The organism is Nitrobacter sp. JJSN, from assembly GCF_051912485.1.
Classification (GTDB): Bacteria; Pseudomonadota; Alphaproteobacteria; order Rhizobiales; family Xanthobacteraceae; genus Nitrobacter.
The window spans coordinates 844,207-870,428 of record NZ_CP196822.1; the positions used below are offsets into that span (position 1 = coordinate 844,207).

Here is a 26,222-nt window from a genome sequence, read left to right on the forward strand (position 1 = left end):
CGCCTGCCGGTGGAGCTTGCGAGTCTACGATCCGGTTCATGCTTTCTTAGAGTCTTCTCATCACTGTGGCGCCTCGTCCGAAGGGAATATCTTCGGCGTACGCGCGTAAGTGTATTCACACCAGAAAGGTATGAAAAATGTCCGATATCGTTCTCTCCGCATCGGTCCGCCAGAATCTGCTTTCCCTCCAGTCCACCGCCGATCTGCTCTCGACCACGCAGAACCGTCTTGCCACCGGCAACAAGGTCAACTCGGCGCTCGACAACCCGACCAACTTCTTCACCGCGCAGGGCCTCAACAACCGCGCCAGCGACATCAACAACCTGCTCGACTCGATCGGCAACGGCGTGCAGGTGCTGCAGGCTGCCAACACCGGCATCACCTCGCTGCAGAAGCTGGTCGATACCGCCAAGTCGATCGCCAACCAGGCGCTGCAGGCGACCTCGGGCTACTCCACCAAATCTCAGGGCATCACCGCTGCCATCACCGGCGCGACGGCTGACAACCTGCTCGGACCGGGTGGCGCTCCGACGGACGCGGCCGCTGCCGCTGGTACTGTCACCAACAACAGCCTGACAGTGCCTGCTCCGATGACTGCGGCGACGACGTTGTCCGGCGGTGCCAACACCGACTCGGTTGCAACGGACTTTGTTGCCGGCGACACCATCGTCGTCAACGGTACCACGATCAACTTCGTTGCTTCGGGCGCGACCGGAAACGACCTCAACATCACCGATACCGTCGGCGATGTGATCAGCAAGATCAATTCGATCACTGGCGGTACGTCGACGATCGCCGGTGGCGCGATCACGCTTCATACCGGTACGGCGAGCGATCTGACTGTCAGCGGTTCCGGTCTTGCCAAGCTTGGCCTCAGCGCCGGCACGACCGCTCGGACGCCCGGTGCTCCGGCCGCGCTCGCCGGCAAGACGCTGACGATCGCAGCGACCGACGGCGGCACCGCCACCAGCATCACGTTCGGCACTGGCGGCGGCCAGGTTTCGACCCTCGACCAGTTGAACACGGCGCTTGCCGCGAACAACCTGTCGGCGTCGATCAGCTCTGCCGGCGTGCTGACCTTCACCACCACCAACGATCACGCCCATGCGACGATCGGTGCGTTCGGTGGTACGTCGGTTGCTGCCGGTGCGGGCCTGTTCGGAGCAACCGTGACCCCCAGCGCGCCCGTCGAAGACGCCAACGCGCAGAACAACCGTGCGACGCTGATCAGCCAGTACAATGCGGTGATCGACCAGATCAAGACCACCGCGCAGGATTCGTCCTTCAACGGCGTTAACCTGCTGAATGGCGACCAGCTCAAGCTGGTGTTCAACGAAACCGGCAAGTCCACCCTGACGATCCAGGGCGTGACCTTCGATCCGGCTGGCCTCGGCCTGTCGTCGTTGGCCAAGGGCACCGACTTCCTCGACAACGCCTCGACCAACAAGGTTCTGGACTCGCTTAACAACGCGTCCGGTACGCTGCGCTCGCAGGCTTCGACCTTCGGTTCGAACCTGTCGATCGTGCAGATCCGTCAGGACTTCTCGAAGAACCTGATCAACGTGTTGCAGACCGGCTCGTCGAACCTGACGCTCGCCGATACCAACGAGGAAGCGGCGAACAGCCAGGCGCTGTCCACCCGCCAGTCGATTGCGGTGTCCGCGCTGGCGCTGGCCAACCAGTCGCAGCAGAGCGTGCTGCAGCTGCTCCGCTGATCCAGCAACATCAGACAACGAAAACGGCGGGGGAAACCCCGCCATTTTTGCGTTTGTGGGCGCTGTAACCTCATTCTGAGCTGGATTAGCAGCAGCGGCCTGCAACCTCCTGACAGAACAGGATAGAACCTTCGCAAGACGAGGTTTTGAATTTTTCGATCCCGTGTTGAGCACAGTGCGCTAAAGCTCTCGATGACCTCGTATTTCATCGCTCAAATTCAGAAATCGCCTCAGATGCCACGGCGGAGGCGCCTGCAGCGATCGATCGTCGGATTAATCTGCTGTTAACCATAAATTAAAACGTCTCGTTCACCTTTCCGGTCAGGAACCGGCCCTCTGCGGCGAGCCGGCTCCGCCCACGTCAGGGAAGGGCCAGACATGTCCGACATCGTTCTCTCGGCATCCGTTCGCCAGAACTTGCTCTCGTTGCAGTCCACCGCCGACCTGCTGGCGCAAACGCAGAACCGTCTTTCCACCGGCAAGAAGGTCAACACGGCCCTCGACAACCCGACGAATTATTTCACCGCCGCCGCGCTCGACAATCGCGCCAACGACATCAGCAGTCTGCTCGACGGCATCGGCAACGGCGTACAGGTGCTGCAGGCCGCCAACACCGGCCTGACCTCGCTGCAGAAGCTGGTCGACACCGCGAAGTCGGTTGCCAATCAGGTTCTGCAATCCCAGGTCGGCTATTCGCAGAAGTCGTCGGTCGCGAGCCTCCCCGTGACCGGCGCGACCGCGCTTGATCTCAGAGGCACGACTCCTTTCACAAATGTCGCCGCAACGCCCGGCACCGCCCTGAAAACCGGCACCGCCAACGCTGCCGCAACCGGCGCCACCCTTATCAGTGCGCTGACCAACGGCGCCATTGCGACACCGACCGGTCCTGCGGTTGGCGACAGCTTTTCCATCAACGGCAAGACCATCACGTTCGCCGCGTCCGGCGCGGCGACCACCGACGCTTCCGGCAACGTCACGATCGGCATCGACCAGACGTTGAACGCGCTGACCGGCGTGATTGATGCGCTGAATGGCAACACCGCTCCCGCTACGGCATCGTCGGTCAATGGAAGCGGGCAGGTAGCACTCAACACCGGTATCGCTCACGATCTGGCGCTGACGGACTCCTCGCCAACCGGCGTGCTCGCAAAGCTCGGCCTGAGCGCGGGAACGACGGCGCGCAGCGGCGGTGCCGGGAATCTCGACGGCAAGACGCTGACGATCGGAGCAACCGGCGGCGGCGTTGCGACCAACATCACGTTCGGCGACGGCACCAACGGCACCGTCAAGACCCTCAACGACCTGAACGCGCAGCTCGCCGCCAACGATCTTCAGGCCACGATTAACACAGCGGGCGTCATCACGATCTCGACCGCCAACGAGGCCGCATCCGCGACCATCGGCGCGATCGGCGGGACGGCGGCCGGTGCAGGCTATGCCTTCAACGGTCTCGTCGCAGGCGCGCCTGTTCAGGATCCCGCTGTTCAGGCGTCCCGCGCGGGGCTCGTCAATCAGTACAACAACATCATTCAACAGATAAACACGACGGCGCAGGATTCGTCCTTCAACGGCATCAATCTGCTCAACGGCGACACGCTGAAGCTGATCTTCAACGAGACCGGAAAGTCCGTGCTCAGCATCAACGGTACCAACATGAATGCAGCGGGCCTCGGACTGTCGGCCCTGGCGGTGGGCACTGACTTCCTGGACAATGGCTCGGCCAATAGCGTCATCGCGAGCCTCGACCAGGCGTCGAGCACACTACGCACGCAGGCTTCGACGCTCGGTTCGAATCTGTCGATCGTGCAAGTCCGTCAGGATTTCTCGAAGAATCTGATCAACGTGCTGCAGACCGGCTCGTCGAATCTGACGCTCGCTGACACTAACGAGGAAGCGGCGAACAGCCAGGCGCTGGCCACCCGCCAGTCGATCGCGGTGTCCGCGCTGGCTTTGGCCAACCAGTCACAACAGAGCGTGCTACAGCTGCTCCGCTGATGAGCGAAGGCGCGACGTCGCTGAGTTCGCACGTGTCTGGCCTGCCATTTTTTAGACGCATGTGAAAACACCGGGTAACCTATTTTAAAGGCAGCGCTGGTAGACATATGAGCAGCGCCGAAGCGCGCGCGCCCGCTGTTTTTCCCCCGAGGTTTTGAATGTCGCATGCTGCTCAAGCCTACGCCCGGACGGCTCATACCTCGTCGGCTCCTCGTGAAATCGAGGCCCAAGCTTTGCTGAAGGCGGCGCGGCAGCTCCAGGAGATCCTCGACAACTGGAATGGGCCGGACAAGAACATGCACAGCGCGCTGCTGTTCAACCGCCGTCTGTGGTCGATCTTCATGAGCGCTGCGGATAGCGACACCAACCAGCAGCCGCTGGAGGTGCGCCAGAACATCGCCAATATCGGCGTTTTCGTGATGAAGCAGACAGTCGAGATGCAGGTCAATCCGGACCCCGCGAAGCTGAAGCCGTTGATCGACATCAACTGCAATCTCGCGGCGGGCCTGTCCGGACGGGCGTAACGCGGAATTTCATTGACGGAGCCGGATCATGGCCGACGTCCTGAGCATCCTGGCGACGAACTACACGACGGTCGGGCAGAACGTCAATCTAAGCACCGGCAAGTATGTTAACGTCGATCCCAAGGCCTTCGAGGGCACCTGGAGCGGCAAGTACGCCAACCAGAAGCCGTTCTCAGTGACGATTTCGAACGTCAACGGTTTCCGGGCCAAGGCCAAGTACCAGTACGGCACCACGGTCAAGTATCAGGACGTCCTGATCAAGAACAGTGCGTTCCGGGTCGGCGATTCAAAATTCACGCTGACAAAGGCCGGCACTGCGCAGGTCAACACGGTCATGGCGGATCCGGCGACGGGCGCGAGCACGCTCGAGACGGCTTACGTTTATCAGAACTGATCGGTCGCGCGACCGGATACAGGTTCGGGCCGCGCGGTTACGCCCGCCGGTCGGTGGCGGACTGTTCGCGCTCGGCCTTCAGCATATCGAGCGTACGGAAATAGGCGCGCCGCCGCAGCATCGCCTCGTCGGGGAACTGCTTCACGACCAGGCTGGTTCGGTTGTCGACGACCTGGTAAACCATCGAGGCGGCATCCCGATCGACGATCACCTGGTGCGACAGCGTATCGTTTGGGGCCTGCGGCTGGTTGCGGATACGCGCACTCACGTCCGCCGCCGTGACGCTCTGGCTCGGCGGAAGTTGAGTCGCCACGGCATCGACAGCGGCGCTGGTCGCCGGCGGAACAGCCGGTGTCGCGATCGGTGTCCCGACCGGTTTGATGCTGAAATCCGTACCCATGGTCGCCTCCAGGCTCCCTCCGAGTCAAATCCCAACCCCCTCTAGACCGCAAGCCTAGCGCCCGTCTCTCAACACGGCGTTAGAAAACGTGTTCAACAGCGTGCTGACGCAAGCGAAGAAATTTGAATCAAATTGGATTCGAATGGACGCGGGCAGGGCGCACTGCGCGTCGTCATTCCTGAAGCCGCGTGTTCATGGCATTTTCGATTTTGGTGGAGCGCTTGCTTCGCAATCAGCGCGTTCTCTCCCGCTTGCGGGCTGCGCCCAAGCAGCGTTGAGAGAGTTGGGAGAGTGGGGAGGGGGTCCAACACCACGTAAGGTGCCCCATCCGAACGCTTCGCGTTAGAGCTCCCCAGCAAGCTGGAGAGGTTAGAGTCGGTTGCGGCGATTAATTGATGCTTCTTTACAGCGAACGGCTGACCGCGATCGGGGTCGTGTGCTGGCGTGACGGCGCGCTACGCTGTCCGCTGGCCGTGTAGGTCTGCGGCATGGTGCGGCGCTGGGCCTCGGCACTGACGCCGCGCACGATGCCTTCAGAGACAGCATGCGCAGTCGCGAGCACCGTGAGATTCACCTGCAGCATTGCGCGAAACATCTCATGATGACGCTGCAAGGCTGCAAGCAGGTCCGGCACCGATTGGGTCATGTAGGCCTTGCTGCTCTTGAATTGGCTGATGGCGGCGGCGTAGCAGCGCGATAGCTCGCTCTTCTGTTTTTCGAGCGCCATGCCCTCGCGAATCTTGCCGGCGCGGACCAGTTCGGTTTCGCGCTCGATGACAGCGAGCAGCGTATTCATGGTGTCGAGCATGCCGTCGGCGAGTTTGCGTGCGTCGGCCAGCGTCGCGACGGGCGGCAGGGCGGGGGACGCCTGTGGCTGCTGGGATTTCGGCGTCATGCGGCTTCCTTCGTAATCGGCTTGGTCTGGTTCGCCTGCTGCATGATGAGCGTGCGGAACACCGCATCGGACACGCCGACGCCGCCCGCTTTGGCGAACGATTTGGAATATTGCTCGGTCAGCATCGAACGCCACACCCCGGTGCCGGGCGTGTCGCCGAACGGGCCTTCGCCCTTCAGGCCCGTGGTCATTTGCGAGAACATCGAATTGAGGAACATCGCCTCGAAATCCTGCGAGGTCGCCTTGGCTTTCTGAACCGCCTGCGGAGAAACTTTCTGCAGCGCTTGCTCGAGCTGTGGGTCGGGACGGCCGTTCAGCATCGGCATCATCGCCTTGCGCGGGATGCTGCGATAAGCGCTCGCGATCAAGCTGCCGTCGATCTGGGACTGCATCACATCACCTCGATGTCGGCTTCGATCGCGCCGGCCGCCTTGATTGCCTGCAGAATGCCGATCAGGTCGCGCGGTCCAATACCGAGGCCGTTGAGGCCGTCGACCAGCTCTTGAAGCGAGACGCCGTTCTTGACCAGCGCGAGTTTCTTGCCGTCCTCGCTGACGCCAACGGCGCTGCGCGGCGTTACCACTGTGCGTCCGCGCGCCAGCGGATTGGGCTGGCTGACCTGCGGGCTTTCGGAGATCGACACGGTGAGGTTGCCTTGCGCTACCGCGACGGTGGCGACGCGGACATCGCGTCCCATCACGATGATGCCGGAGCGCTCGTCGATGATGATTTTTGCCGCGATGTCCGGCTCGATCTGCAACTGTTCGATCTCGGTCAGAAGCGCGACGACGTTGCCCCTGAATTCCGCCGGGATGGAGAGTTGCACCGTGGACGGATCGATTGGCTCGGCGGTCTTGGTGCCCAGGAAATCGTTCACTGCGGCGGCTATGCGCTTGGCGGTCGTGAAATCGGCATTGCGCAGCGCCAGCCGAACGTTCGGCATTTTGTTCAGCGCGAACTCGATCTCACGTTCGACGATGGCGCCGTTGGCGATGCGGCCGTTGGTCGGCACCCCCTTGGTGACGCTGGCGGCAGCGCCTTCCGCGGAAAAGCCGCCGATCGCGAGCGAGCCCTGCGCCACCGAATAGACATTGCCGTCGGCGCCGAGCAGCGGCGTGACGAGCAGTGTTCCGCCCTGAAGACTTTTGGCGTCGCCCATGGCCGACACCGTGACGTCCATGCGGGTACCCTGAGTGGCGAAGGCCGGCAGGTTGCCGGTCACCATCACAGCGGCGACGTTGCCGGTGCGGATGGTGGCGCCGCGGATGTTGACGCCCATGCGTTCCAGCATCGCCTGCAGCGACTGCTTGGTGAAGGGAATGTTGTTGAGGGTATCGCCGGTGCCGTTGAGGCCGACCACGAGGCCGTAGCCGATCAACTGGTTTTGCCGCACGCCTTCGATGTTTGCGAGATCCTTGATCCTCGAGGTCGCGTGCGCGGGCGTGCCCAGCGGCGCCAGCGCGACAAGCGCCGCGACGGCGATCCGGACAATCCTTGAAATACCAACGCCAGGCATCCTCTGCTCCCCGCTGAGGCTTCGGTCCGGCTGGCCGCCACTCCCATGACGGTCATCCGCCGTTAACTATGCGAGGTTCGTGCCATCGCGACACTTGGAATATGGCATTGATATCGTTGGAAGATCGGTGCGGTTGGTCAAGCGGCGCAAGGTGGAGGCGGCGGCGAAGTTGCCGTTATCGGCAGTTTTTGCCGAGCGTTCACGCTTCGTTAACCATAACGGTCCACGGTTCCGGTGTCGGCATCATTTGTGGCGTGACACTCCGTCCGGCGGCGGTCAGGCTCCCGGGCCGGTGTGACGCGGTTCGTTACCATCACAACCTGGTGAACATGCGATGCGAATTTATGGACCGAACGGAACGACGCAGGCGCCGCAGACTGCGACCGCGCGGCGGACAGGTGGAAGCGAATTTTCCCTGCCGGACCTGACCGCGACCACGGAAAACCGCGCCACCACGGCGCCGAAGGCCACCGCAACCATCGATGCGCTGCTGGCGTTGCAGGGCGTCGAGGAGGATCCGGTGGAGCGGCGCAAGCGCTCGGTGCAGCGGGGCAGGAGCGCGCTCGACGTGCTCGACGATCTCAAGATCGGATTGCTGTCCGGCAACTTCGATTCCTCAACAGTGACGCGGCTGCGCGCTGCCGCCGCCAATCTGAAATCATCCTCGGGCGATGTCGGTCTTGATGCGGTGCTGTCGGAGATCGAACTGCGCGTCGAGGTCGAACTCGCCAAGGCCGGACAATACTGAGAGCAGCAAGACGCAACGGTATGGCCCGGGCCGCAATGGCTGCCAGTCGGTTCTCGCAGGATACCAGACCCCCTACGTTCCCCACGCCTGCTGGGTGCTGTTCGCGGGGTTAGCGCACCGGCCGGTTCCGCTCGGGATCCACCGGTTTTTAGTCCGGGAGGGCGTAAAAGGTCGGAATTCCGACGCCCGGAGCCATCAGAGACACGGTCTTTCGGCGCGGCGATATTGTCTGTCACGAACGGCCGCTATATAAGCTCCGCCGCAGCCGGACCGTCCGGCCACAGCCGAGCCGGCCGGCGCCTTGCACGGACTATGGAATGCATTTGGAAAAGCTGAAGAATTACAGGCCCTCCGAAAAAGAGCCGTTCATGAACGAGCGCCAGCGCGAGTATTTCCGCGCCAAGCTGCTAGCATGGAAGGACGAGATTCTTCGTGAATCGAAGGTCACGCTGCAGACGCTTCAGGAAGAGAACGTCAATCATCCCGATCTCGCGGATCGCGCGTCGTCGGAAACCGACCGGGCCATCGAACTGCGAGCCCGCGACCGGCAGCGCAAGCTAATTTCCAAGATCGATGCCGCCTTGCAGCGGATCGAGGACAACACCTACGGTTATTGCGAGGAAACCGGCGAGCCGATTTCGCTGAAGCGCCTTGAGGCGCGCCCGATCGCGACGCTCTCGGTCGAGGCCCAGGAGCGCCACGAAAAGCGCGAAAAGATTTATCGGGACGAGTAGGAACTTGCGGTCCTGAGAGACGGCTGTCTCGACAGGCCTGCTACCGGAACATCTCCCGCTGCTCATCGGTCAGTCCGGCGAGCACCTGTCTGGCGTGGCTGTAACCCGCCGCAACCATCTCCTCGAAACGACTCCAGTCCAGCAGGCGACCGTCAGGAACGCGCGGCTGGAACAACAGGTCAGTAAACTTTCCCATCGCCCTCTGCTTCGAGAGCGAGGTGATGAAGGACGATCGCAGCATCGTCTCCGGCACACTCGGCAGAGGATAGCGTCGCTTCGCGCGCGGTCTGAGCTTGTCGCGCAGCAGCGCGAGCGTTCCCGGCACACAGTCGATGTCGAATACCTGCTCGCGGTTGACAGAGAGGTCGACGCCGATGATGCGGCCGGCGCCGAGCTGGGCCATCACATCGACCGGAAAATTGTTGAACGTGCTGCCGTCATACATCATGTGTCCGCCGACGAAGACCGGCGGCAGCGCGCCGGGGATCGCGTAACTCGCGCCGACGTTGCGGGTGAGGTCGCCGCGCAGCAGCGTGGCTTCGCGGCCGGTCGAGAAGTCCGATGCCATGGTGAAAAAGGTGGTCCAGCAATCCTCGCTGTCGACGGCGTCCAGGCCGGTGGCGTCGCGCACGGCTTGCGTCATCGCGCTGCGCGTGCGTGCGCCCTTGATCAGCGAAACCAGCGGGATGAAGTTGTAGTCGCCGGTGACGTTACCCATCGGGTGCTCGAGAAACGCCTTGCGGACAGCGGCTTCGACCTCGTCCGCGCTGCGACCGAGCGCCAGCACCAGACCCATGACCGCGCCGATCGAGCTGCCCCCGATCATGTCGACGGGTATGCCAGCCTCTTCCAGTGCCTTGATGACGCCGACATGGGCGAAGCCGCGCGCGCCACCGCCCGACAGCACGAGCCCGATGCCGCGTCCGGAGACGATGCGTGCGATGCGAGCCATGTCGCGGGGTCGTTGCGGGCGAATGTGAAAGTGCCGCGCGGCCGGCCGCGCATCCAGCCATCGTGCCGTGTCGGTTGGAATTGTCGTATCAGCCTTGTGCAGCAGGATCAGCGTCTGCCGTGCAATCGAGATGGGCGCCGCGGAGGAGAGGCATGCCCGCTCGACAGCGGACGGAGCGGGATTGTCGCCGGGATCGGCAAGCAACAGAATCTCGTCGGCATGACGCAGGCAGAATCGGGTCCATGCGGTGTCGTGGCCGTCGGCTGCGAGATACACCGCGCGGCTCCGTGCCTCGATCTCGTCGATATGGTCGGCAAGCGCATCGTGGCGCCGCCCCACCGGGTGAGCCGGGGCGGTGCCAAAGCGTTCGGCGATGTCACCGGCGGTGACCACCGTCACCGGCCTGGCCTGCGCGGCTTGCACGTCGCGCAGGCTTTGCGCGAAATCGGCGGCATCCAACCCGGACGTGATCGGCAGGATGCAGATGTTCACCGGAACCGGCGGCGCCTGGCGTTCGCGCTCGTGGTGGCGAAATCGCCGGATCACGATCCGCATCATCGACGTTTCGATTTCGGGATCCTGCATGATCGCGCGCTCGATCATCGCGCGCGTCACCTTGACCAGCAGGGTATCGCGCACCGCGACAATGGTCGCCGAGCGCGGTTCGCCGGTGAACAGCGCGAGTTCGCCGATGGTTTCACCGCGCCCGATCTCGCTGAGAATTTTTCGAGCGCCCGATTCGGTTTCGGAAAAGGCGTGGAGCCGTCCGGACAGGACGAAGTAGACATCGTCGCTGATGTCACCCTGGCGCAGCAGTGTCGCACCAGAGGCGAGATCGACATATTCGGCCTCGGACTGGATGGTACACAGGATCCCGGCGTTGTCGGACGCGAAGTAGTTGCGAAGTACGGTCTGGAGCAGCGCCTCGCGTTGCTGAAGATCGGGATCGGGTTTCGGCGTCAAACCGCAACTCCTTGCGACAAGATACTTTCGCGAACTCAAGCCGACCAAGCATAGTTCAGAAAGCCGGTAGATGAACGAAATTCTTGCCGCGGCCTAGACTCATCACCGCATGGGATGACGATTCAATCGAACCACATCCTGATCCTGGAGCTGGGTGTGACGCCGAGGTGATTAGACGTGGAGAGCCGGTTTCACTTACCGCCCGACCCTGCCGGGAAATCCGGGCGCGATGGGGCTGTCGCCACTCAGACCGCTCGGCACCGCGCCGGTGCCGATGGTTCCAGGCCGCGATGTGTTCGGCACGCCCGGTTGATTGACCACGCTGGTATTGAGGGGCGGTGACGGCGTTGGCGCGATGACGGGCGCGGATGGCATTTGGCTCAATGTGTGGACTTTGCGGTGGCGGGCCTGTGCCGCGTCCAACATCCCGGTCAGGCAGACGGCAATGACAAGCAGGATGCGGATGGTGAGGGTCATTGGACGCTCCGGTCGTCTTCAGTGCGGAATACTACGCATATATATCGATCCAAGTCGCGCCGGGCAGACCGGGTTTCATTAAATTTCGTTGATTGTCCCCTCGAACGAACGATGCCTGATCTGCTTTCCGCAAATAGACACGGCCTCCGGCAGGGGAGCCGCCGGAGGCCGCAATGCCGGACGATGCATGGCATCGCCGGGTCGTCACCGCCTCACGCCCGAGTTCGCGAGACGGCGGGGAGCTGGGTAAAGAGCTAGAACGGCAGCAGCACGTCCATCACCTGTTGACCGTAGCGCGGTTGTTGGACGTCGCTGATCTGGCCGCGGCCGCCGTAGGAGATGCGGGCCTGCGCGATCTTGCTGGAGTCGATGGTGTTGTCGCTCTGGATATCTTCGGGCCGCACGATGCCTGCGACGATCAATTCGCGGATTTCAAGATTGACGCGGATTTCCTGCTTGCCTTCCACCACGAGGTTGCCGTTCGGCAGCACCTGGGTAACGACGGCGGCGACGCTGGTCTGCAGGTTCTCCTGCCGTTGCACCGACCCCTTGCCGTCGCTCGAGGCGGTGGAGTCGGCGGTCAGAATGCGGCCCGGCAGTATCGAGGTCTTTAAATTGCCGATGGTCTTGCTGCCAATGAAATCGGTGATGCCGGAGTCTTCCTTGTTGGTACGGCTGCGCTGGGTCTCGTTGGCGATGTTGGCCTTGTCTGTGAAGTTCACGGTGACGGTCAGGAGGTCGCCGACCCGCGCGGCGCGCTGATCCTTGAAGAATGCACGCGAGCCATTCCGCCACAGCGAGTTGGCGTTGTAGGACGCCAATTCCGGCTTCGGCATCGGCATCTGCACGGGCTTGTAGCCGGGCTGCGTCGTCGGATTGTCGATCGCGGTCAGTTTGGGTGACTCACCAATCTGCGAAAGGCGATCGATGGACGAGCAACCGCTGGCAAGGCCGGCAGCCGCCAACAGCGAGCCGGTCAGAACGATGCGGTTGATGTTCGTGGACTTCAACATGAACGTTACTCGGATTTTGGAGATACAGGCACGCTGTCGCTGATGGAGTCTGGAGATGATGCAGCGGCCATTGCCGGCGCTTCGGTAACCGGCGCGGCGCTCGCCAGCCTGTGCGGGGCGATCAGCGCGGCCGGAGAAATCGACACCTGGCCGCGCCCGACCACCACACCGGATACCGTGCGTTTCGATTGCAGGTTGAGAACGCTGACGATGTCGCCTTCGGTGCCGGCCTCAGTCGCCTTGCCGCGCACGGTGAGATAGATTCCCGCGGCCTGGTAGATCAGGGTCACGGCCTGGTCGCGTTGCACTAGATCCGGTTTGGTCAGGTCGGCGCCGTGCAGCGCCTGACCCGCGCGCATTTGCCGACGCGTTTGCATCCCGATGACATGGTCGCGGCCTGCGGCGTCGTTGCGCAGCTCGGTCTTCGGACGGCGCTCTATCACCACATCGGAGAATTTCAGCAGCGTGTTGCGCTCGACGTCGCGGGCCAGCACCGCGGCCTCGACGGTCTCGATCGCGGTACCGGTGAAGCGCAGGCGAGCCGGCGCGGCGCCGGAGTCGTTGCCTACTTCGAGCGTGACGTCGAAGCGTCCGTTGCGCGGATCGAACCGGGTCACGACCGGTTTGATGGCTCCGTCGTTCGTTGCATCGAGATGAACTGTCCGAAGCTCAGTGTCGAAGGTCAGCGACAGATCCTTTGCGTCGCCGAGCCCGTTGCGGTGCTCTAGCGCGACGGCGATCTGCAGTTCGATATCGTCGGCATCGAGGGTGCGCGCGAGCCGCGTCACGGCGACGTTGTGGATGCCGTGAGTATCGACTCCGATCACCTGATGCGCGCGGAGAGCGTCGAGCACCTGGGTAGCCGGCAGGGTGCCGGTAGTGCCGGGATCGGGCGCGCGGTAGATCGCGATCTGTGCAGCGGCGCCGGCGTTATCGATGACGTCGCCGATCCGCACCACCTCGCCCGTGATGTTGACGTTGGCGCGCAGCAGAGGGACCGGAATTGCGGCCGCTGTCTGGATCGCATTCGCCATGACTAGGGGCGGAACCGCGTCGTTTGCGGCCAGCGCCGGAGCGGACACTGCCAGCAGCACGACGGCGACGAGGACGGAGCGGGCGGCCATGCTCAAGCTCCTTACCGGAACAGCGCGGATGCGGATTGCAGCATCTGATCGGCGGCGCTGATGACCTTGGCGTTCATCTCGTAGGCGCGCTGCGCTGCGATCAGGTCGGAGATTTCGGAGACCACCTCGACGTTGGCCTGTTCGAGGTTGCTCTGCTGCATGTCGCCGTAACCGTCGATGTTGGCGACGCCGTCCTGCGGCGGCCCGGAGGCGGGCGTCTCGGTGAAGTTGTTGTCGCCGACCGGCTGCAAGCCGGCCTTGTTGACGAAGCGGGTCAGGCCGATCTGGCCGAGCACCGTCGGCGTCGTCGAGCCCGGCAGCGTTACCGAAACCTGGCCTTGGGCGTTGATGGTGATGCCGGACGAGTTTTGCGGGATCGTGATCGTCGGCTGCACCGGATTGCCCTGCGCGTTGACGATGCGGCCCTGGTTGTCCATCTGGAACGTGCCGTCGCGGGTATACTGATAGGTGCCGTCCGGCATCTGGATCTTGAAGAAGCCTTCGCCGCGGATGGCGATGTCGAGATCGTTGCCGGTCATGGACAGCGTGCCCTGACTCATCAATCGTGGCGTGCCGACGGTCTTGACGCCGCCGCCGAGATCGATGCCAACCGGCAGGATGGTGCCTTGATCCGAGGCCTGCGCGCCGACGCGGCGGACGTGGTCGTAGATCAGGTCCTGAAACGCGGCCCGCTGTTTCTTGTAGCCGGTGGTGCGCAGGTTCGCGATGTTGTTGGAGATGACCTGGACGTTCAGCTCCTGAGCCGCCATTCCGGTTGCTGCCGTATAAAGAGCACGCATAATCTGGTTTCCTTATGCCGGAACGTCGGCGAGTTTTTCGATGGCCGATCTTTGCAGGTCGCTTTGCTGTTGCAGCAGGGTAGCCATCTGCGTGTAGGCGCGGGACACCTCGACCATGCGGCTCATCTCGGTCACTGCGCTGACGTTGGAGCGCTCGATGAAGCCCTGGCGGACACGCGCGGTGGTGTCAGGCTGGGCGGTGTTGCCTTCGCCCGCGGCGTAGAGGTTGGAGCCCTCTTTGAGCAGCTTCTGCGCCTGCGTGAAGGAGACCAGCCGCAGCTTGCCGCGGATCGAGTCGGCCGCGTTGTTGGTGCCCTCGATCACGGTCACGGTGCCGTCGTCGGAGATCGCGATGTCGTGGTCGGTCTGCTGGAATGTGATCGGCCCGTTGGAGCCGAGCACTGGATTGCCTGCGGCCGTCACCAGTTGTCCCTGTGGATTGATCTGCAGCCCGCCGTCGCGGGTGTAGCGCTCACCGGCTGCTGTCTGAACCACCAGGAACGCCTTGCCGTCGATGGCGACATCGAGCGGGCTCTTCGTCTGCTCGGTCGAGCCGCCAGCGAAATCGTGAAAGCTGGCGCGGTCCTGGACGAAGCTCAGGCGGCGGTCGCCGCCGACGAAGTTGTCTTCGTGCGCGCCCGGCATCAGGTATTCTTCGAACAGCGAGCGGTCGGCCTTGTAGCCGTTGGTGTTGACGTTCGCGACGTTGTTCGCAACGACATCCATCTGCCGTTCGAGCATCATCTGCCGCGACAGTCCGATGAGGAGCGTATTCTCCATCGGTGGTTCTCCCCTTGAGGACCCGCGTTAAGCCCTCCCAGGCCGTTGGCGGATCGTTTCGAACCTCGAGCTCTCCCAAGCATGCGGTTCGCTTAAGGGAATAGCGAAAGCCGTGCCAAGTCAGAAAAACATGACTTTACAATTAGTTATAAAAAAGCATGAGGCGGGGGAGGGCGGCAATAAGGTCTTGTTGACCATACTGACCCGGCAAAATCTTCCTAGCGTATGGTTAAAGAAAGAAACCATTAACCATTGCGAACCTAGTGTTAATGCGAACGGGGCGCGTGTGCGCCGGGCGCATGTGTTTTGCGTATCTGGCCTGCTCGGCGGCATCGGACCGACCTGTTGACGGGCGAACTGACGATGGCAGAGAGCGATCAGACCGAGAAAGCGGCAGCCGAGGGCGACGCGGCGCCTGCTTCCAAGAAGAAGAAATTGATTCTGATCGTCGCGGCCGTCGCGGTGCTTTGTCTGGTCGGCGGTGGCGGCACCTGGTTCTTCTTCTTCCGCCATCACGGCGATGAAAGCCATGCGGAAGCCCCGCCGCCCAAGCCGCCGGCCTTCGTCGAAGTCCCGGACATGCTGGTCAACCTGGTCGGGGCGCCGGGCGAGCGGGTGCAATATCTCAAGGTGAAGGTTGTTCTCGAGGTCAAGGACGAGCCGCAGGTCGAGAAGATCAAGCCCGCGCTGCCGCGGGTCACCGATCTCTTTCAGACCTATATGCGCGAGCTACGCCCCAGCGATCTCAATGGTTCGGCCGGGCTGTTTCGCCTGAAGGAAGAACTGACCAAGCGGGTCAACACGGTGATCTCGCCCAGTCATGTCAATGCCGTGCTGTTCAAGGAAGTCGTCATTCAGTGACGGCGTAGGGCGCTGGGGATCTCGGTCATGGCGGGCGATAACGATCAGTTAGACCAGGATGCGATCGCAGCGCAGTGGGAGGCCTCGCTCGGCTCTGAGGATCCCGAGGAGGCCGCGAAATCCGCTGCCGCCAATGAGCTCACGGAGACGATGGCGGAACAGTGGGCCGCCATGGTTGACGACGGCAGCCGTAATTTCGGCAGCGCCAAGAACGGCGGCGAACGGGTCCTGTCGCAGGAGGAAATCGACAGCCTGCTCGGCTTTAGCGTCGGCGAGATCAACGTCGACGACAATTCCGGCATCCGGGCGATCATCGACTCGGCGATGGTGTCTTATGAGCGCCTGCCGATGCTGGAGATCGTGTTCGACCGCCTGGTGCGGCTGATGACGACATCCTTGCGCAATTTCACCTCCGACAACGTCGAGGTCTCTCTCGACCGCATCACCTCAGTCCGCTTCGGCGACTACATGAACTCGATTCCCTTGCCGGCGGTGCTGAGCGTATTCAAGGCCGAGGAGTGGGAAAACTTCGGGCTGGCGATGGTCGATTCCAGCCTGATCTATTCCATGATCGACGTGCTGCTCGGCGGCCGTCGCGGCCAGACTTCGCTCCGGATCGAAGGCCGGCCATACACGACGATCGAAACCAATCTTGTGAAGCGGCTGGTGGAGGTCGTGCTGGCCGACGCCGAGCAGGCGTTCCGGCCGCTGTCGCCGGTGTCGTTCTCGATCGACCGGCTTGAGACCAATCCGCGTTTTGCGGCGATCACCCGCCCGGCCAATGCCGCGATCCTGGTCCGCTTGCGCATCGATATGGAAGACCGCGGCGGCTACATCGAACTGCTGCTTCCCTATGCCACCATCGAACCGATCCGCAACGTGCTGTTGCAGATGTTCATGGGTGAAAAGTTCGGCCGCGACCCGATCTGGGAGAGCCACCTCGCCACCGAGATCGCACAGGCGCAGATCGCCGTTGACGCAGTGCTGTACGAGGCGGAAATCCCGCTCAAGCAGCTCATGACCCTGAAGGTCGGCGACACGCTGCCGCTGGAGATGCGCCCCGATGCGTCGGTGGCGGTGCGGTGCGGCAACGTCACGCTGACCGAAGGCCGCATGGGACGCGTCGGCGATCGCGTCGCCATTCGCGTGTCGAAGCATTTGCGCAAACCGAACACGACCTTCGCCATGTTCGAGAGAGCGGACGAACAGACCAAGATGATGGAGGCCCCATGAACCACTCTTTCGGACTAGTGATCGAGAGCCTTGTCGCGGTTCTCCTCGTCTTGACAATTGGTTACTGCATGCTGCTGAACAAGCGGCTGAAGCGGCTGAGGGCGGATGAACAGTCGCTGAAGGCGACCATCGGCGAACTGATTACCGCGACGGAGATCGCCGAGCGCGCCATTGGCGGCCTGAAGCACACCGTTCGCGACGTCAACGACAATCTCGGCAACCAGATTGTCTCGGCGACCGAGTTGTCGCGACAGCTCGCGAAGCAACTGGCGGAGGGTGATGCGCTTATGCGACGGCTGTCGCGGATCGCGCTCGCGGCGCGTCCGGCGACGGCCCCGGAACCAGAGGCCGCGCCGAGTGATGCGCGCTCGGTCGCAGCCGCGGCGCGTGCCTTTTCCGAACGCAGAAGGGCAAGCGGCCTCGCTGCATGAACGCTTTCAGGGACATCCGGGTCATTCCCGTCGTAGTGGTCGCGATCTTCGGCCTCGCGGTGCTTAAGGTCGCGGGACTGGTGGTCGACGGCGGCTACGTCTTCGATGACCAGCCCAGTTCCACCCGGCGGTCATGGGCGCAGGACAACCTGAATTTCCCGAGCGGAAGGACTTTCGATAGGGCCGACATCACCGGATCGGTCGAGGCGAAGAAAGAAGAATCGAAGAAGGACGACGCCAAGAAGGATGAGCCGAAGAAGGAGGAACCCAAGCCGGCGGTCGGCACGCCGGGAGCGGCGAAGGCGGGCGTTATCACCATCCCGGAGCAGGGGCAGTCGGTGTCGCCTTCCGAGCGCGCGATCCTCGAGCGGCTTCAGAGCCGGCGCCAGGAACTCGAAGCACGTGCACGAGAAATCGACATTCGCGAGAGCCTTTTGAAGTCTGCTGAAAAGCGCATCGAGGGCCGCGTCGAGGAGATGAAGGGGATCGAGTCACGCATCGCGACCGCGACCGAGCAGAAGGGCGAGGCCGAGGCCGCCCGCTTCAAGGGGCTCGTGACGATGTACGAGAACATGAAGCCGAAAGATGCCGCCAAGGTGTTCGACCGCCTGGAAATGCCGGTGCTGTTCGAGATCGCCTCGAAGATCGCGCCGCGCAAGATGTCGGACATTCTCGGCCAGATGTCGCCCCAGGCGGCTGAACGGCTGACGGTCGAACTGGCACGCCGTGCCAGCGGCGACACCGCCACCGCGGCTGGCGATCTTCCGAAGATCGAGGGGAAGCCGACGCCGCAGGCTCGCAATTAATATCCTTGTTTAATAGCCCCTTAATTTCACAATTCTAGAGTCCGATCTGATCGGCGTTCAGCCGCCGGTCACGAGCTTTGAGTCGAGAGACGATCTGGAATGGCGCGGACGACTGCCGCTGAATGTTGGTCGCAAGCGCGCGCCCGCGCGCGGCGGCTTTGGCGCGGCCGCATTCCGGCGCTCGCAACCGCGTTGCTGCTGCTCGTCGTGGCGTTTCCCGATGCAAGCTGTGCGCAAGCCGTCAGGGGCGAGGCGAGCTTCACGGGCGCGAAAGGTTTTGCCCGGCTCGTGCTTAAGCTTGACGACGACGTCGAATCCGAAGTGACGGTTGCGGGCAGCATCCTTGTGATCCGTTTCAAGCGCCCGGTCGATATTCCCGTCGACAGGCTGTCGGACGCGGTGCCGGACTATGTCGGCTCGGCGCGCCGCGATCCCGACGGCTCGGCCATTCGCCTCGCGCTGGCGCGCAAGGTCACCATCAACACGATGACGGCGGGCGAGCGCGTATTCATCGATCTGATGCCCGATAACTGGAAGGGGCCGCCACCGGGTCTGCCGCAGGAGGTGGTACGCGAGTTGGCGGAACGTGCCCGCGCCGCCGAGCGCGCCTTGCGCGAACAGCGCACCCTGGAAGCGGCGAAGAAGCGTCCGCCGGTTCGCGTGCGCGCTTCGGTACAGCCGACCTTTGTGCGCTACGTTCTCGAACTGCCGGACGGCGCCGGCGTATCTTCCACCCTCAACGAGCAGAGGCTCGCGCTGCTGTTCAAGCCGGCGCTGACTTTCGATCTCGCGGACGCGAAACTGGTGGCGCCTGCCAACGTCGCCTCGATCGCGCAGAAGGTCGAGGGCGACGGCTCGCGGATCGACATAAAACTGATCGGCGATGTCGATGTGCATTCGTTCCGTGAGGAGAAGAATTACATCGTCGATATCGGCTTCCATCAGGACGGCAAACTCGTTCTGCCGCCGCTCGCGTCGTCCGAAGCGGAGCCGGCAAAAGCGGAGGCGAGGAAGCAAGCCGACGCCGCTGCCGCGCCCAGAAGGTCCGCCGAGATTCCACAGCCGACCTCCGAGACGATTGCCGAGCAGGCCGGACTGACGATCAAGCCCGCAGCATCCGACGGCAAATTGCCTGACGGCAAATCGGCGCCGGCTGCGACAACGCCCGAACCGGCGCCGGCCATCACCGCACCCGTCGCGGCCGATCAGCCTGTGTCCGAATCCGTGGCCGAAAAGCCGGCCGCCGCCGAAGCACCGCCGGCGCTAATGCCACCGGAGGCGGTCGCTTCCGAGAACCGGCCCTCTGAGAAAAGTCCAGCAAAGGAAACTGCTGTAAAAGAAACTCCCGCCAAGGACCCGCCGCCAGAGGCCGTTGCGTCAAAGCCCGAAGTCGCTCCGGCGCAACCACACGATAGCGCGCCGAATGATGCCGTAACCCTCAACGCGGTACGGCGCAGCGACGGCCTGCGCCTGACATTCGATTTCGCCGGTCCGACGCCGGCCGCGCTGTTTCGGCGCGGCAATACGGTGTGGCTGGTATTCGACTCGGAGAAACCGATCGACGTCGGTGTGATCCGGAAGGAGGGCGGATCGCTCATCACGGATATCGACCGCCGCCCTGTGGACAACGGACAGGCGATCCGCATCCGCCTGACCCGTCCGCAACTCGCCTCGCTGTCGGTCGGCGATTCCGACGGTTCCGCGCCTATCCTGCCGGGCCGGCGCTGGATGGTAACGTTCGCCGATGCCGTGCAGAACCCGTCGCGTGCGCTGACCGCGCAGCGGAATGTCGTCGACCGCATGCATGCGAGCGTTACCGTACCGCTCGCTGGCCCCGGCAGGCTGCACCGGATCATCGATCCCGACTCGGGCGATGCCCTGATGGTCGTCACCGCGCTTCCGCCGGCGCAGGGTATTGTCAGGCATCAGGAATTCGTGGAGTTCTCGCTGCGCGAGTCGACCCATGGCGTGGTGGTTGAGCCGAAGTCCGACGATATTGCTGTTGAGATCGCGCCCGACAAGGTCATGGTGACACGGCCCGGCGGTCTCACTTTGTCGGCGGCCAATGTTGGGCCAGAGCGCGCGGTGACCGCGGCGCGGCCGATCTTCGATGCCGAGGAGTGGCAGAAGGACAGCAAGGCGGATTTCCTCCAGCGGCTCGACGAGTTGGTCGACACGGCGTCGACTGCTGGTAACGACGAGGCGCGGACCGCGGCGCGGATTGATCTCGCCCGATTCTACATGGCGCACGGCTTCCATCACGAAGCCAAGGCTGTTCTTGACCTCGCGCTGTCCGAACAGAATCCCGGACAGGAGGACCCGGTTCTGCTGATCGTTCACTCGGTTGCGAGTTCGCTGACGAATTACACGGCGGCGGCGATGCGGGATCTCGCCAATCCGGCGATTGGCGCCAACTACGATTCCCAGCTCTGGAAAGCGCTCGCGCTCGCGCGGCAGCACAAGTGGGCCGAGGCGCGCGAGAAATTCAAGAACGCCCAGTTCGCCCTCTCCGCGTTACCGATCGGCCTGCAGCGCCCGATCGTCGCCGAAGCGATGCGGGCGTCGCTCGAGGTCGGCGATTATTCCGGCGCCGCGGCACGCAGCGGTGACCTCGATACCATCGGCGTTTCCGACGAGATGAAGCCCGACGTTACGGTCATGCGCGGACGGCTGTCGGAAGCGCTGGGGCGCGACAAGGATGCGCTTGCCCAATACCGGGAGGTGATGGCCTCTTCGGACCGCGAAGCCGCGGCGGAAGCGCAGATTCACGACATCGCGCTGCGGCAGAAGCGCAACGAGATCAAACCGGAGGAGGCGTTGCGCGATCTCGAAACGCTGTCGGTGATGTGGCGCGGCGATGGGCTGGAGGTGCAGACGCTGAAAATGCTGATGGCGCTCTATATCGACGCCGGCCGCTATGCCGAAGCGCTGGCGGTCTCAAGGACCGCCACCAAGCTGGAACCGGACTCCGCGGCGTCGCGCCAAATTCAAGATAATGCGTCGGCGCTGTTCGCCCAGCTCTTCCTCACCTCCAAAGGCGACAATCTTCCGCCGGTCGATACGCTGGCGATGTTCTACGATTATCGCGATCTGACGCCGATCGGGCGCCGCGGCGACGAAATGATCCGCCGGCTCGCCGATCGCCTGGTCGGTGTCGATCTGCTCGATCAGGCAGGCGACCTTCTGCAATATCAGGTCGATCATCGGCTGGAGGGCGCGGCGCGCGCGCAGGTAGCCGCACGGCTTGCGATGGTCTATCTGATGAACCGCAAGCCGGACCGTGCGATCGCCGCGCTTCGTACGACGCGGATCGCCGACCTTGCGGGCGAACTGCGCCAGCAACGATTACTGCTCGAAGCGCGCGCGCAGAGCGATATCGGCCGCCGCGATCTCGCCCTCGACATCATCTCCAATCTCACCGGACGCGAGGCGATCCGCCTGCGGTCGGATATCTATTGGGCGTCACGGCGCTGGCGCGATGCGTCCGAACAGATCGAGCTCTATTACGGCGACCGCTGGCACGATTTCACGCCGCTGACCTCGAATGAGAAGAGCGACATCATCCGCGCCGTGATCGGCTATGCGCTCGCCGAGGATGCGCTGGGGCTTGCGCGCTTCCGCGAAAAATATGCGCCGCTGATGAGTGGCACCGCCGATAAGCTCGCATTCGATATCGCGAGCAAGCCGGCCTCGGACAACAGCGCCGAGTTCGAGCAGATTGCCAGGATGGCGGCTAAGGTCGATACGCTCGACGGCTTCCTGCGCGAGATGAAAACGCGGTTTCCCGACATGACGGCGAGGGCGCCGCTGCCGCCGGAAACGGCGAAGACCGATCCGTCTCCCACAGGCGCGCTGCCGCAGATCGTGGGACTAAAGCAGGTCGAGGCATCGCGCGGACGGGATTAGGCGGCGGCCCGGGCCGCGTCTCCGTTTAGAGCCTTTTCGCTCCTGATCGAGTTAGAAGCGAGGCTCTATAATTTTGAATTGACGCGTTTTCTTCACGCGAACCGGTACCCACTTCGCTCGAAAACGCTCCTAAGTCCCGTAGCTCTGCACCAGGCTGCCCGCCACCAGCGACCAGCCGTCGACCAGCACGAAGAAGATCAGCTTGAACGGCAGCGACACCACGACCGGCGGCAGCATCATCATGCCCATCGACATCAAAACCGACGCCACCACGAGATCGATGATGAGGAACGGCAGGAACAGCAGGAATCCGATTTCGAAGGCGCGCTTCAGTTCCGAGATCATGAAGGCCGGCATCAGGATGCGCAGCGACAGGTCCGCGGGGGTCGCCGGCGGCGGCTCACCGGACAGGTCCATGAACAGCTTGAGGTCCTTCTCGCGCACGTTCTTCTGCATGAAGCCGCGCAGCGGAACGGAAGCGCGTTGCAGCGCGTCCTCGACGGTGATCTGGTTGGCGATCAGCGGCTTGATGCCGTCGTCGTAGGATTTCTGCAGCACCGGTCCCATCACGAAGGCGGTGAGGAACATCGCGAGTGCGATGATGACGGAGTTGGGTGGGGCGGTCGCGGTGCCGAGTGCGGTGCGCAACAGCGACAGCACCACCACGATGCGTGTGAACGACGTCATCATGATCAAAATCGACGGCGCGATCGACAGCACCGTGAGCAGGGCGATCAACTGGATCGCGCGCTCGGTCACGCCGCCATTGCCGGCGCCGCCGAGGTTGATGCTGATGTCCTGCGCAAACACCGGATCCGCGAGCGATCCGGCGGCTATCAGAACGAGAAGGAATAAAACTCTACGCGGGTGGGCTGCCGGCCTCACGAAGGCGACTTCGGGCGTCCGAGCAGGGACGCCATCTCGTCTTCAAGGTGCTCAAACCCGGATTTCGGAGCGGGCGGTGGGACTGGCGGCGCCACCGACGGCTCGTTGCGTGGTGCGGGGGCAGCCGAAATTTCACCGCTCCGCGGACGGGACGGTGGCTCGGGAACGACTGGCGGCGCGGTTGCTGCGGGCTTGCCGTCGTTGGCCGGACGCCGGAGCGCGGCTTCGAGACGTTGCGCCATCTCCGCGAGATTTTGATCTGCGTTGGACATGGAAGGCGGTGGCGCAGCAGGCGTCGGTATTGGTGGCGGGGACGCTGGCCGCTCGGCCGTGCGCGGAGGCGATGCGAGCCCCGGCTCGGCCGGACGAACGGGTGGTCTTGGTGGCATTGCGGGCTCGCTGCGCGCCGGACGGGCGCCGCGAATGTCGGTCCGGCTCATGGGTTCGGGCGTGAAGCCCGACAAAGGATCGCCGCGACGCTCAGCGGCGGCCGGACGGCGCGTGGCATCGGGGAAGGGAGGGCGGATCGGTCGCGGCGGCTCCGGCATCTCAGGTTCGGGATGATCGAGCGGATCAGAACGCGTGCCGTCGGACTCCGTCCAGCCGGTTTCGGCCAGTGGCGGCATGCGCGGCAACGACGCCTCGCTGCCGGATGGAGGACGTTGCGGGATCTGATCGCGTCCCGGCGCGGCGCGGACGATATTGGACTCCACGACGATGTCGGACGGGCCGCCGATCATCAGCAGATGTTCGACGTTGTCGCGGCGCACCAGGACCAGCCGCCGGCGTCCGTCGACGGCGGCGGCGTCGATCACCGCCAGACGCGGCATCCGTCCGCGATTGGCGTTGGTGCCGAGACGGTTTCCGGCAAATCGTCGCACCAGCCAGGCGGTCCCGGCGATCAGCGCCAGGACCACAATGAATGCGATGACGAATGTGACTGGTTGCTGCATGCTGTGTCCCTGACAGAGAACGCCTTTATATCAGCTTCGGGTCGTCGAATGCCTTCCGGCACCCTCCCACGACGACCGAGCCTTGGCCCAATCTGTTAACCCCGTCCGGCAAAAGCTGCCGCTGACATCCTTAATAACCTATGAATCGACCAGACCAAAACAACTTCTGAGCATCAGACGTTCCGGTTAATGCAGTTGGTTAACGCAGCATTCGTGGCAGAAATGCGCTCAGCTCGGGATTCGAGGACGTCAGGACCCCGAGAGGCGCCGCTCACGTCCGATCGCGCCGCCTTGCGGTTCTTAACCGGCTGTTAACCATAAAGGCGGCAAATTCTGCCTACCTCGGCGGCGCGTCGTCCCGAGGCCGGAGCGGAGACCCGCCGTGCCCATCAACGATATTTCCGCGCTGGCGGCTCTGCGCACCCGGATGCAGTGGCATCAGGAGCGCCAGCGCGTTCTCGCCGAAAACATCTCCAACTCCGATACGCCGAACTTCAAGCCGCGCGATCTCGTTGAACCGAAGTTCGACGCGCGTGGCGGCAATGCCTCGGGCGGCGCGGCGCTGGCGATGGTGCACACCACGTCGGGCCAGAATATCGCGGGCTCGGGCCCGGCTTCGCAATTCGACCAGAATCGCCATGCCGGCTTTCAGACTCGTCCTGCAGGCAACGCGGTCAATCTCGAAGATCAGATGCTCAAGGTCTCGGCCAACCAGATGGACTACGCCGCCGCCACCTCGCTCTACAGCCGCAGCCTGCGCCTGCTGAAGATGGCGGTCGGCAAGGCGTGACGCAGAGCTGAACAGGAGGAGACCGCATCATGGCAGACAACGGCGCCGACTTCATGCGATCGATGAGTATCGCGACTTCCGGTCTGCGGGCGCAGGCCGGGCGGATGCGGGTGATCTCGGAAAACATCGCCAACGCCGACTCCACCGCGCAGACATCGGGCGGCGAGCCTTACCGCCGTAAAGTGCCATCCTTTTCATCGGCCCTCGATCGTGCGCTCGATGCGAAAGTGGTGACGCTCGGTCGAGTGAAGCCCGACATGTCGTCGTTCCGCGTCAAGTACGAGCCGAGCAATCCTGCCGCCGACGCCAGCGGCAATGTCAAATATCCCAACGTCAATTCGCTGGTCGAAATGACGGACATGCGCGAGGCACAGCGGTCCTACGAGGCCAACGTCAACATCATCAGCGCAACGCGCCGGATGATCCAGCGCACGCTCGATATCCTCAAGTCCTGATCGGAGACCTGACCCATGGCATCACCCACAGTTGCAGCAAATGCCTATGCGAGCCTTGCGAAGATAATGGATTCCGGCGTGGCCGCCGGCAAGACGCCGGAGGGCGACGGCCCGTCGTTCAGCGCGGTGCTCAAAGATGCACTCGGCAGCGTGTTGGAGTCGGGGCGGAAGTCCGATGCGCAGACGGTGGCAATGGCTTCGGGCAAGGCCAATGTGATGGATGTGGTGACGGCCGTGGCCGATACAGACGTCGCGGTGTCGACGCTGGTGTCGGTGCGTGACCGCGTCATCCAGTCCTACGAGGATATCATGAGAATGCCGATCTGAATTTAATTGCCGTCATTCCGGGGCGCGAGCCTCTTGCGAGCGAGCCCGGAATCCATAACCACCAACCGGGCTTATAGATTCCGGACAGCCGCTACGCGGCTTCCGGAATGACAAAGTGAAAGTGAAAAAGTAATGACCGGCGCTGAAACACTGGATGTCGCGCGCGACGCGATCTGGACTATCGTTCTGGTCTCAGGACCGCTGCTGGCCGTCGGCCTGATCGTCGGCGTCGCCATTTCACTGATACAGGCATTGACGCAGATTCAGGAGCAGACGCTGGTCTTCGTGCCGAAGATTCTGGCGATCTTCGTGACGCTGGTGCTGGCGCTGCCTTTCATGGCCGACGCGCTACACAGCGAAATGATGCGGATTTCATCGCGAATCATTGGCGGCTGATGCACTCCACCGGCAGGTTGTATTTGCTGGTGGTCCTCCGATTCTAACCTTTCGCAAGGATGCTGAAGCGGGACGTGAATGCTAGAATCGTACTACTAGTGTGGTGGTTCGGAAGTTCGCTTCATTGCCCAATCGAGTCCGTCAAGCGA

Annotated in this window: 27 protein-coding genes; 15 read left to right on the forward strand and 12 right to left on the reverse strand. The window is 63.1% G+C overall.

Translation table 11 applies throughout. The features are described from left to right. Positions 1 to 137: 137 nt before the first annotated feature. From ACSZOQ_RS04225 to ACSZOQ_RS04240, 4 genes are all read left to right on the forward strand, one after another. Positions 138 to 1,715: a flagellin N-terminal helical domain-containing protein gene (locus tag ACSZOQ_RS04225; protein WP_439924784.1), complete on the forward strand. Its 1,578-nt coding sequence runs from the start codon at positions 138 to 140 to the stop codon at positions 1,713 to 1,715. A 378-nt stretch (positions 1,716 to 2,093) separates the two neighbouring features. Further along, complete coding sequence (locus ACSZOQ_RS04230; protein ID WP_439924785.1) at positions 2,094 to 3,710, forward strand: flagellin N-terminal helical domain-containing protein; 1,617 nt, start codon at positions 2,094 to 2,096, stop codon at positions 3,708 to 3,710. Positions 3,711 to 3,868: 158 nt separating this feature from the next. Continuing rightward, entirely contained in the window at positions 3,869 to 4,234 is a 366-nt protein-coding gene (gene flaF / locus ACSZOQ_RS04235) for a flagellar biosynthesis regulator FlaF (RefSeq protein WP_439924786.1), read from the forward strand. A 28-nt stretch (positions 4,235 to 4,262) separates the two neighbouring features. After that, entirely contained in the window at positions 4,263 to 4,628 is a 366-nt protein-coding gene (locus tag ACSZOQ_RS04240) for a hypothetical protein (RefSeq protein WP_439924787.1), read from the forward strand. 37 nt (positions 4,629 to 4,665) lie between these two features. Here ACSZOQ_RS04240 and ACSZOQ_RS04245 read toward each other — a convergent pair whose 3' ends face one another. From ACSZOQ_RS04245 to ACSZOQ_RS04260, 4 genes are all read right to left on the reverse strand, one after another. Then, a complete protein-coding gene (locus ACSZOQ_RS04245; protein ID WP_439924788.1) occupies positions 4,666 to 5,028 on the reverse strand; it encodes a hypothetical protein in 363 nt (120 codons plus the stop codon). Between the two features lie 403 nt (positions 5,029 to 5,431). Next, the gene (locus tag ACSZOQ_RS04250) at positions 5,432 to 5,923 is read right to left on the reverse strand and encodes a hypothetical protein (protein WP_439924789.1); all 492 of its coding nucleotides are present in this window, start codon (positions 5,921 to 5,923) and stop codon (positions 5,432 to 5,434) included. Next, a complete protein-coding gene (gene flgJ, locus ACSZOQ_RS04255; protein ID WP_439924790.1) occupies positions 5,920 to 6,315 on the reverse strand; it encodes a flagellar assembly peptidoglycan hydrolase FlgJ in 396 nt (131 codons plus the stop codon). The genes ACSZOQ_RS04250 and flgJ overlap by 4 nt, the downstream gene beginning before the upstream one ends. After that, entirely contained in the window at positions 6,315 to 7,439 is a 1,125-nt protein-coding gene (locus tag ACSZOQ_RS04260; protein WP_439924791.1) for a flagellar basal body P-ring protein FlgI, read from the reverse strand. Before ACSZOQ_RS04260 ends, flgJ begins: the two co-directional genes overlap by 1 nt. Before the next feature lie 334 nt (positions 7,440 to 7,773). Here ACSZOQ_RS04260 and ACSZOQ_RS04265 point away from each other — a divergent pair, with 334 nt between their 5' ends. Together ACSZOQ_RS04265 and dksA are read left to right on the forward strand one after the other, a co-directional pair. Next, a complete protein-coding gene (locus tag ACSZOQ_RS04265) occupies positions 7,774 to 8,187 on the forward strand; it encodes a flagellar assembly protein FliX (RefSeq protein ID WP_439924792.1) in 414 nt (137 codons plus the stop codon). Positions 8,188 to 8,504: 317 nt separating this feature from the next. Then, entirely contained in the window at positions 8,505 to 8,921 is a 417-nt protein-coding gene (gene dksA / locus ACSZOQ_RS04270) for an RNA polymerase-binding protein DksA (protein ID WP_439924793.1), read from the forward strand. Positions 8,922 to 8,961: 40 nt separating this feature from the next. Here the strand turns inward: dksA and ACSZOQ_RS04275 are convergent, their stop codons facing one another. From ACSZOQ_RS04275 to flgF, 6 genes are all read right to left on the reverse strand, one after another. Next, positions 8,962 to 10,836: a patatin-like phospholipase family protein gene (locus ACSZOQ_RS04275; protein ID WP_439924794.1), complete on the reverse strand. Its 1,875-nt coding sequence runs from the start codon at positions 10,834 to 10,836 to the stop codon at positions 8,962 to 8,964. A gap of 195 nt (positions 10,837 to 11,031) precedes the next feature. Beyond that, positions 11,032 to 11,313 (reverse strand): hypothetical protein, encoded by a 282-nt coding sequence (locus ACSZOQ_RS04280; RefSeq protein ID WP_439924795.1) that lies wholly within the window; start codon positions 11,311 to 11,313, stop codon positions 11,032 to 11,034. Between the two features lie 254 nt (positions 11,314 to 11,567). After that, on the reverse strand, positions 11,568 to 12,326 hold the full coding sequence (gene flgH, locus ACSZOQ_RS04285) for a flagellar basal body L-ring protein FlgH (RefSeq protein ID WP_439924796.1): 759 nt from the start codon (positions 12,324 to 12,326) through the stop codon (positions 11,568 to 11,570). Between the two features lie 5 nt (positions 12,327 to 12,331). Beyond that, the gene (gene flgA / locus ACSZOQ_RS04290) at positions 12,332 to 13,450 is read right to left on the reverse strand and encodes a flagellar basal body P-ring formation chaperone FlgA (RefSeq protein WP_439924797.1); all 1,119 of its coding nucleotides are present in this window, start codon (positions 13,448 to 13,450) and stop codon (positions 12,332 to 12,334) included. An 11-nt stretch (positions 13,451 to 13,461) separates the two neighbouring features. After that, a complete protein-coding gene (flgG, locus tag ACSZOQ_RS04295) occupies positions 13,462 to 14,250 on the reverse strand; it encodes a flagellar basal-body rod protein FlgG (protein WP_439924798.1) in 789 nt (262 codons plus the stop codon). Between the two features lie 12 nt (positions 14,251 to 14,262). After that, positions 14,263 to 15,030: a flagellar basal-body rod protein FlgF gene (flgF, locus tag ACSZOQ_RS04300; RefSeq protein WP_439924799.1), complete on the reverse strand. Its 768-nt coding sequence runs from the start codon at positions 15,028 to 15,030 to the stop codon at positions 14,263 to 14,265. Positions 15,031 to 15,393: 363 nt separating this feature from the next. On the opposite strand from flgF, the gene fliL reads away from it, so the two are divergent. The 5 genes from fliL to ACSZOQ_RS04325 all read left to right on the forward strand — a co-directional run bounded on the left by fliL (position 15,394) and on the right by ACSZOQ_RS04325 (position 22,267). Further along, positions 15,394 to 15,891 carry a flagellar basal body-associated protein FliL gene (gene fliL / locus ACSZOQ_RS04305; RefSeq protein WP_439924800.1) on the forward strand — a complete coding sequence of 166 codons (498 nt, stop codon included), beginning with the start codon at positions 15,394 to 15,396 and terminating at the stop codon, positions 15,889 to 15,891. Positions 15,892 to 15,918: 27 nt separating this feature from the next. Beyond that, the gene (fliM, locus tag ACSZOQ_RS04310) at positions 15,919 to 17,124 is read left to right on the forward strand and encodes a flagellar motor switch protein FliM (RefSeq protein WP_439924801.1); all 1,206 of its coding nucleotides are present in this window, start codon (positions 15,919 to 15,921) and stop codon (positions 17,122 to 17,124) included. Next, on the forward strand, positions 17,121 to 17,555 hold the full coding sequence (locus ACSZOQ_RS04315) for a DUF6468 domain-containing protein (protein WP_439924802.1): 435 nt from the start codon (positions 17,121 to 17,123) through the stop codon (positions 17,553 to 17,555). The genes fliM and ACSZOQ_RS04315 overlap by 4 nt, the downstream gene beginning before the upstream one ends. Beyond that, complete coding sequence (locus ACSZOQ_RS04320; protein ID WP_439924803.1) at positions 17,552 to 18,361, forward strand: MotE family protein; 810 nt, start codon at positions 17,552 to 17,554, stop codon at positions 18,359 to 18,361. The genes ACSZOQ_RS04315 and ACSZOQ_RS04320 overlap by 4 nt, the downstream gene beginning before the upstream one ends. 99 nt (positions 18,362 to 18,460) lie before the next feature. Then, positions 18,461 to 22,267 carry a tetratricopeptide repeat protein gene (locus ACSZOQ_RS04325; protein ID WP_439924804.1) on the forward strand — a complete coding sequence of 1,269 codons (3,807 nt, stop codon included), beginning with the start codon at positions 18,461 to 18,463 and terminating at the stop codon, positions 22,265 to 22,267. A 129-nt stretch (positions 22,268 to 22,396) separates the two neighbouring features. On the opposite strand, the gene fliP is transcribed toward ACSZOQ_RS04325, so the two are convergent. Continuing rightward, complete coding sequence (gene fliP, locus ACSZOQ_RS04330; RefSeq protein WP_439924805.1) at positions 22,397 to 23,152, reverse strand: flagellar type III secretion system pore protein FliP; 756 nt, start codon at positions 23,150 to 23,152, stop codon at positions 22,397 to 22,399. Then, entirely contained in the window at positions 23,149 to 24,105 is a 957-nt protein-coding gene (locus tag ACSZOQ_RS04335) for a flagellar biosynthetic protein FliO (protein WP_439924806.1), read from the reverse strand. Before ACSZOQ_RS04335 ends, fliP begins: the two co-directional genes overlap by 4 nt. Before the next feature lie 382 nt (positions 24,106 to 24,487). Here ACSZOQ_RS04335 and flgB point away from each other — a divergent pair, with 382 nt between their 5' ends. The 4 genes from flgB to fliQ all read left to right on the forward strand — a co-directional run bounded on the left by flgB (position 24,488) and on the right by fliQ (position 26,073). Beyond that, positions 24,488 to 24,895, forward strand: coding sequence for a flagellar basal body rod protein FlgB (gene flgB / locus ACSZOQ_RS04340; protein ID WP_439924807.1), 408 nt, complete (start codon positions 24,488 to 24,490; stop codon positions 24,893 to 24,895). 29 nt (positions 24,896 to 24,924) lie between these two features. After that, positions 24,925 to 25,350 carry a flagellar basal body rod protein FlgC gene (gene flgC / locus ACSZOQ_RS04345; RefSeq protein ID WP_439924808.1) on the forward strand — a complete coding sequence of 142 codons (426 nt, stop codon included), beginning with the start codon at positions 24,925 to 24,927 and terminating at the stop codon, positions 25,348 to 25,350. 15 nt (positions 25,351 to 25,365) lie between these two features. Further along, positions 25,366 to 25,677, forward strand: a complete 312-nt coding sequence (fliE, locus tag ACSZOQ_RS04350) for a flagellar hook-basal body complex protein FliE (protein ID WP_439924809.1) — start codon at positions 25,366 to 25,368, stop codon at positions 25,675 to 25,677. Positions 25,678 to 25,809: 132 nt separating this feature from the next. Next, positions 25,810 to 26,073 (forward strand): flagellar biosynthesis protein FliQ, encoded by a 264-nt coding sequence (gene fliQ, locus ACSZOQ_RS04355; protein WP_439924810.1) that lies wholly within the window; start codon positions 25,810 to 25,812, stop codon positions 26,071 to 26,073. The last annotated feature ends 149 nt before the right edge of the window (positions 26,074 to 26,222 follow it).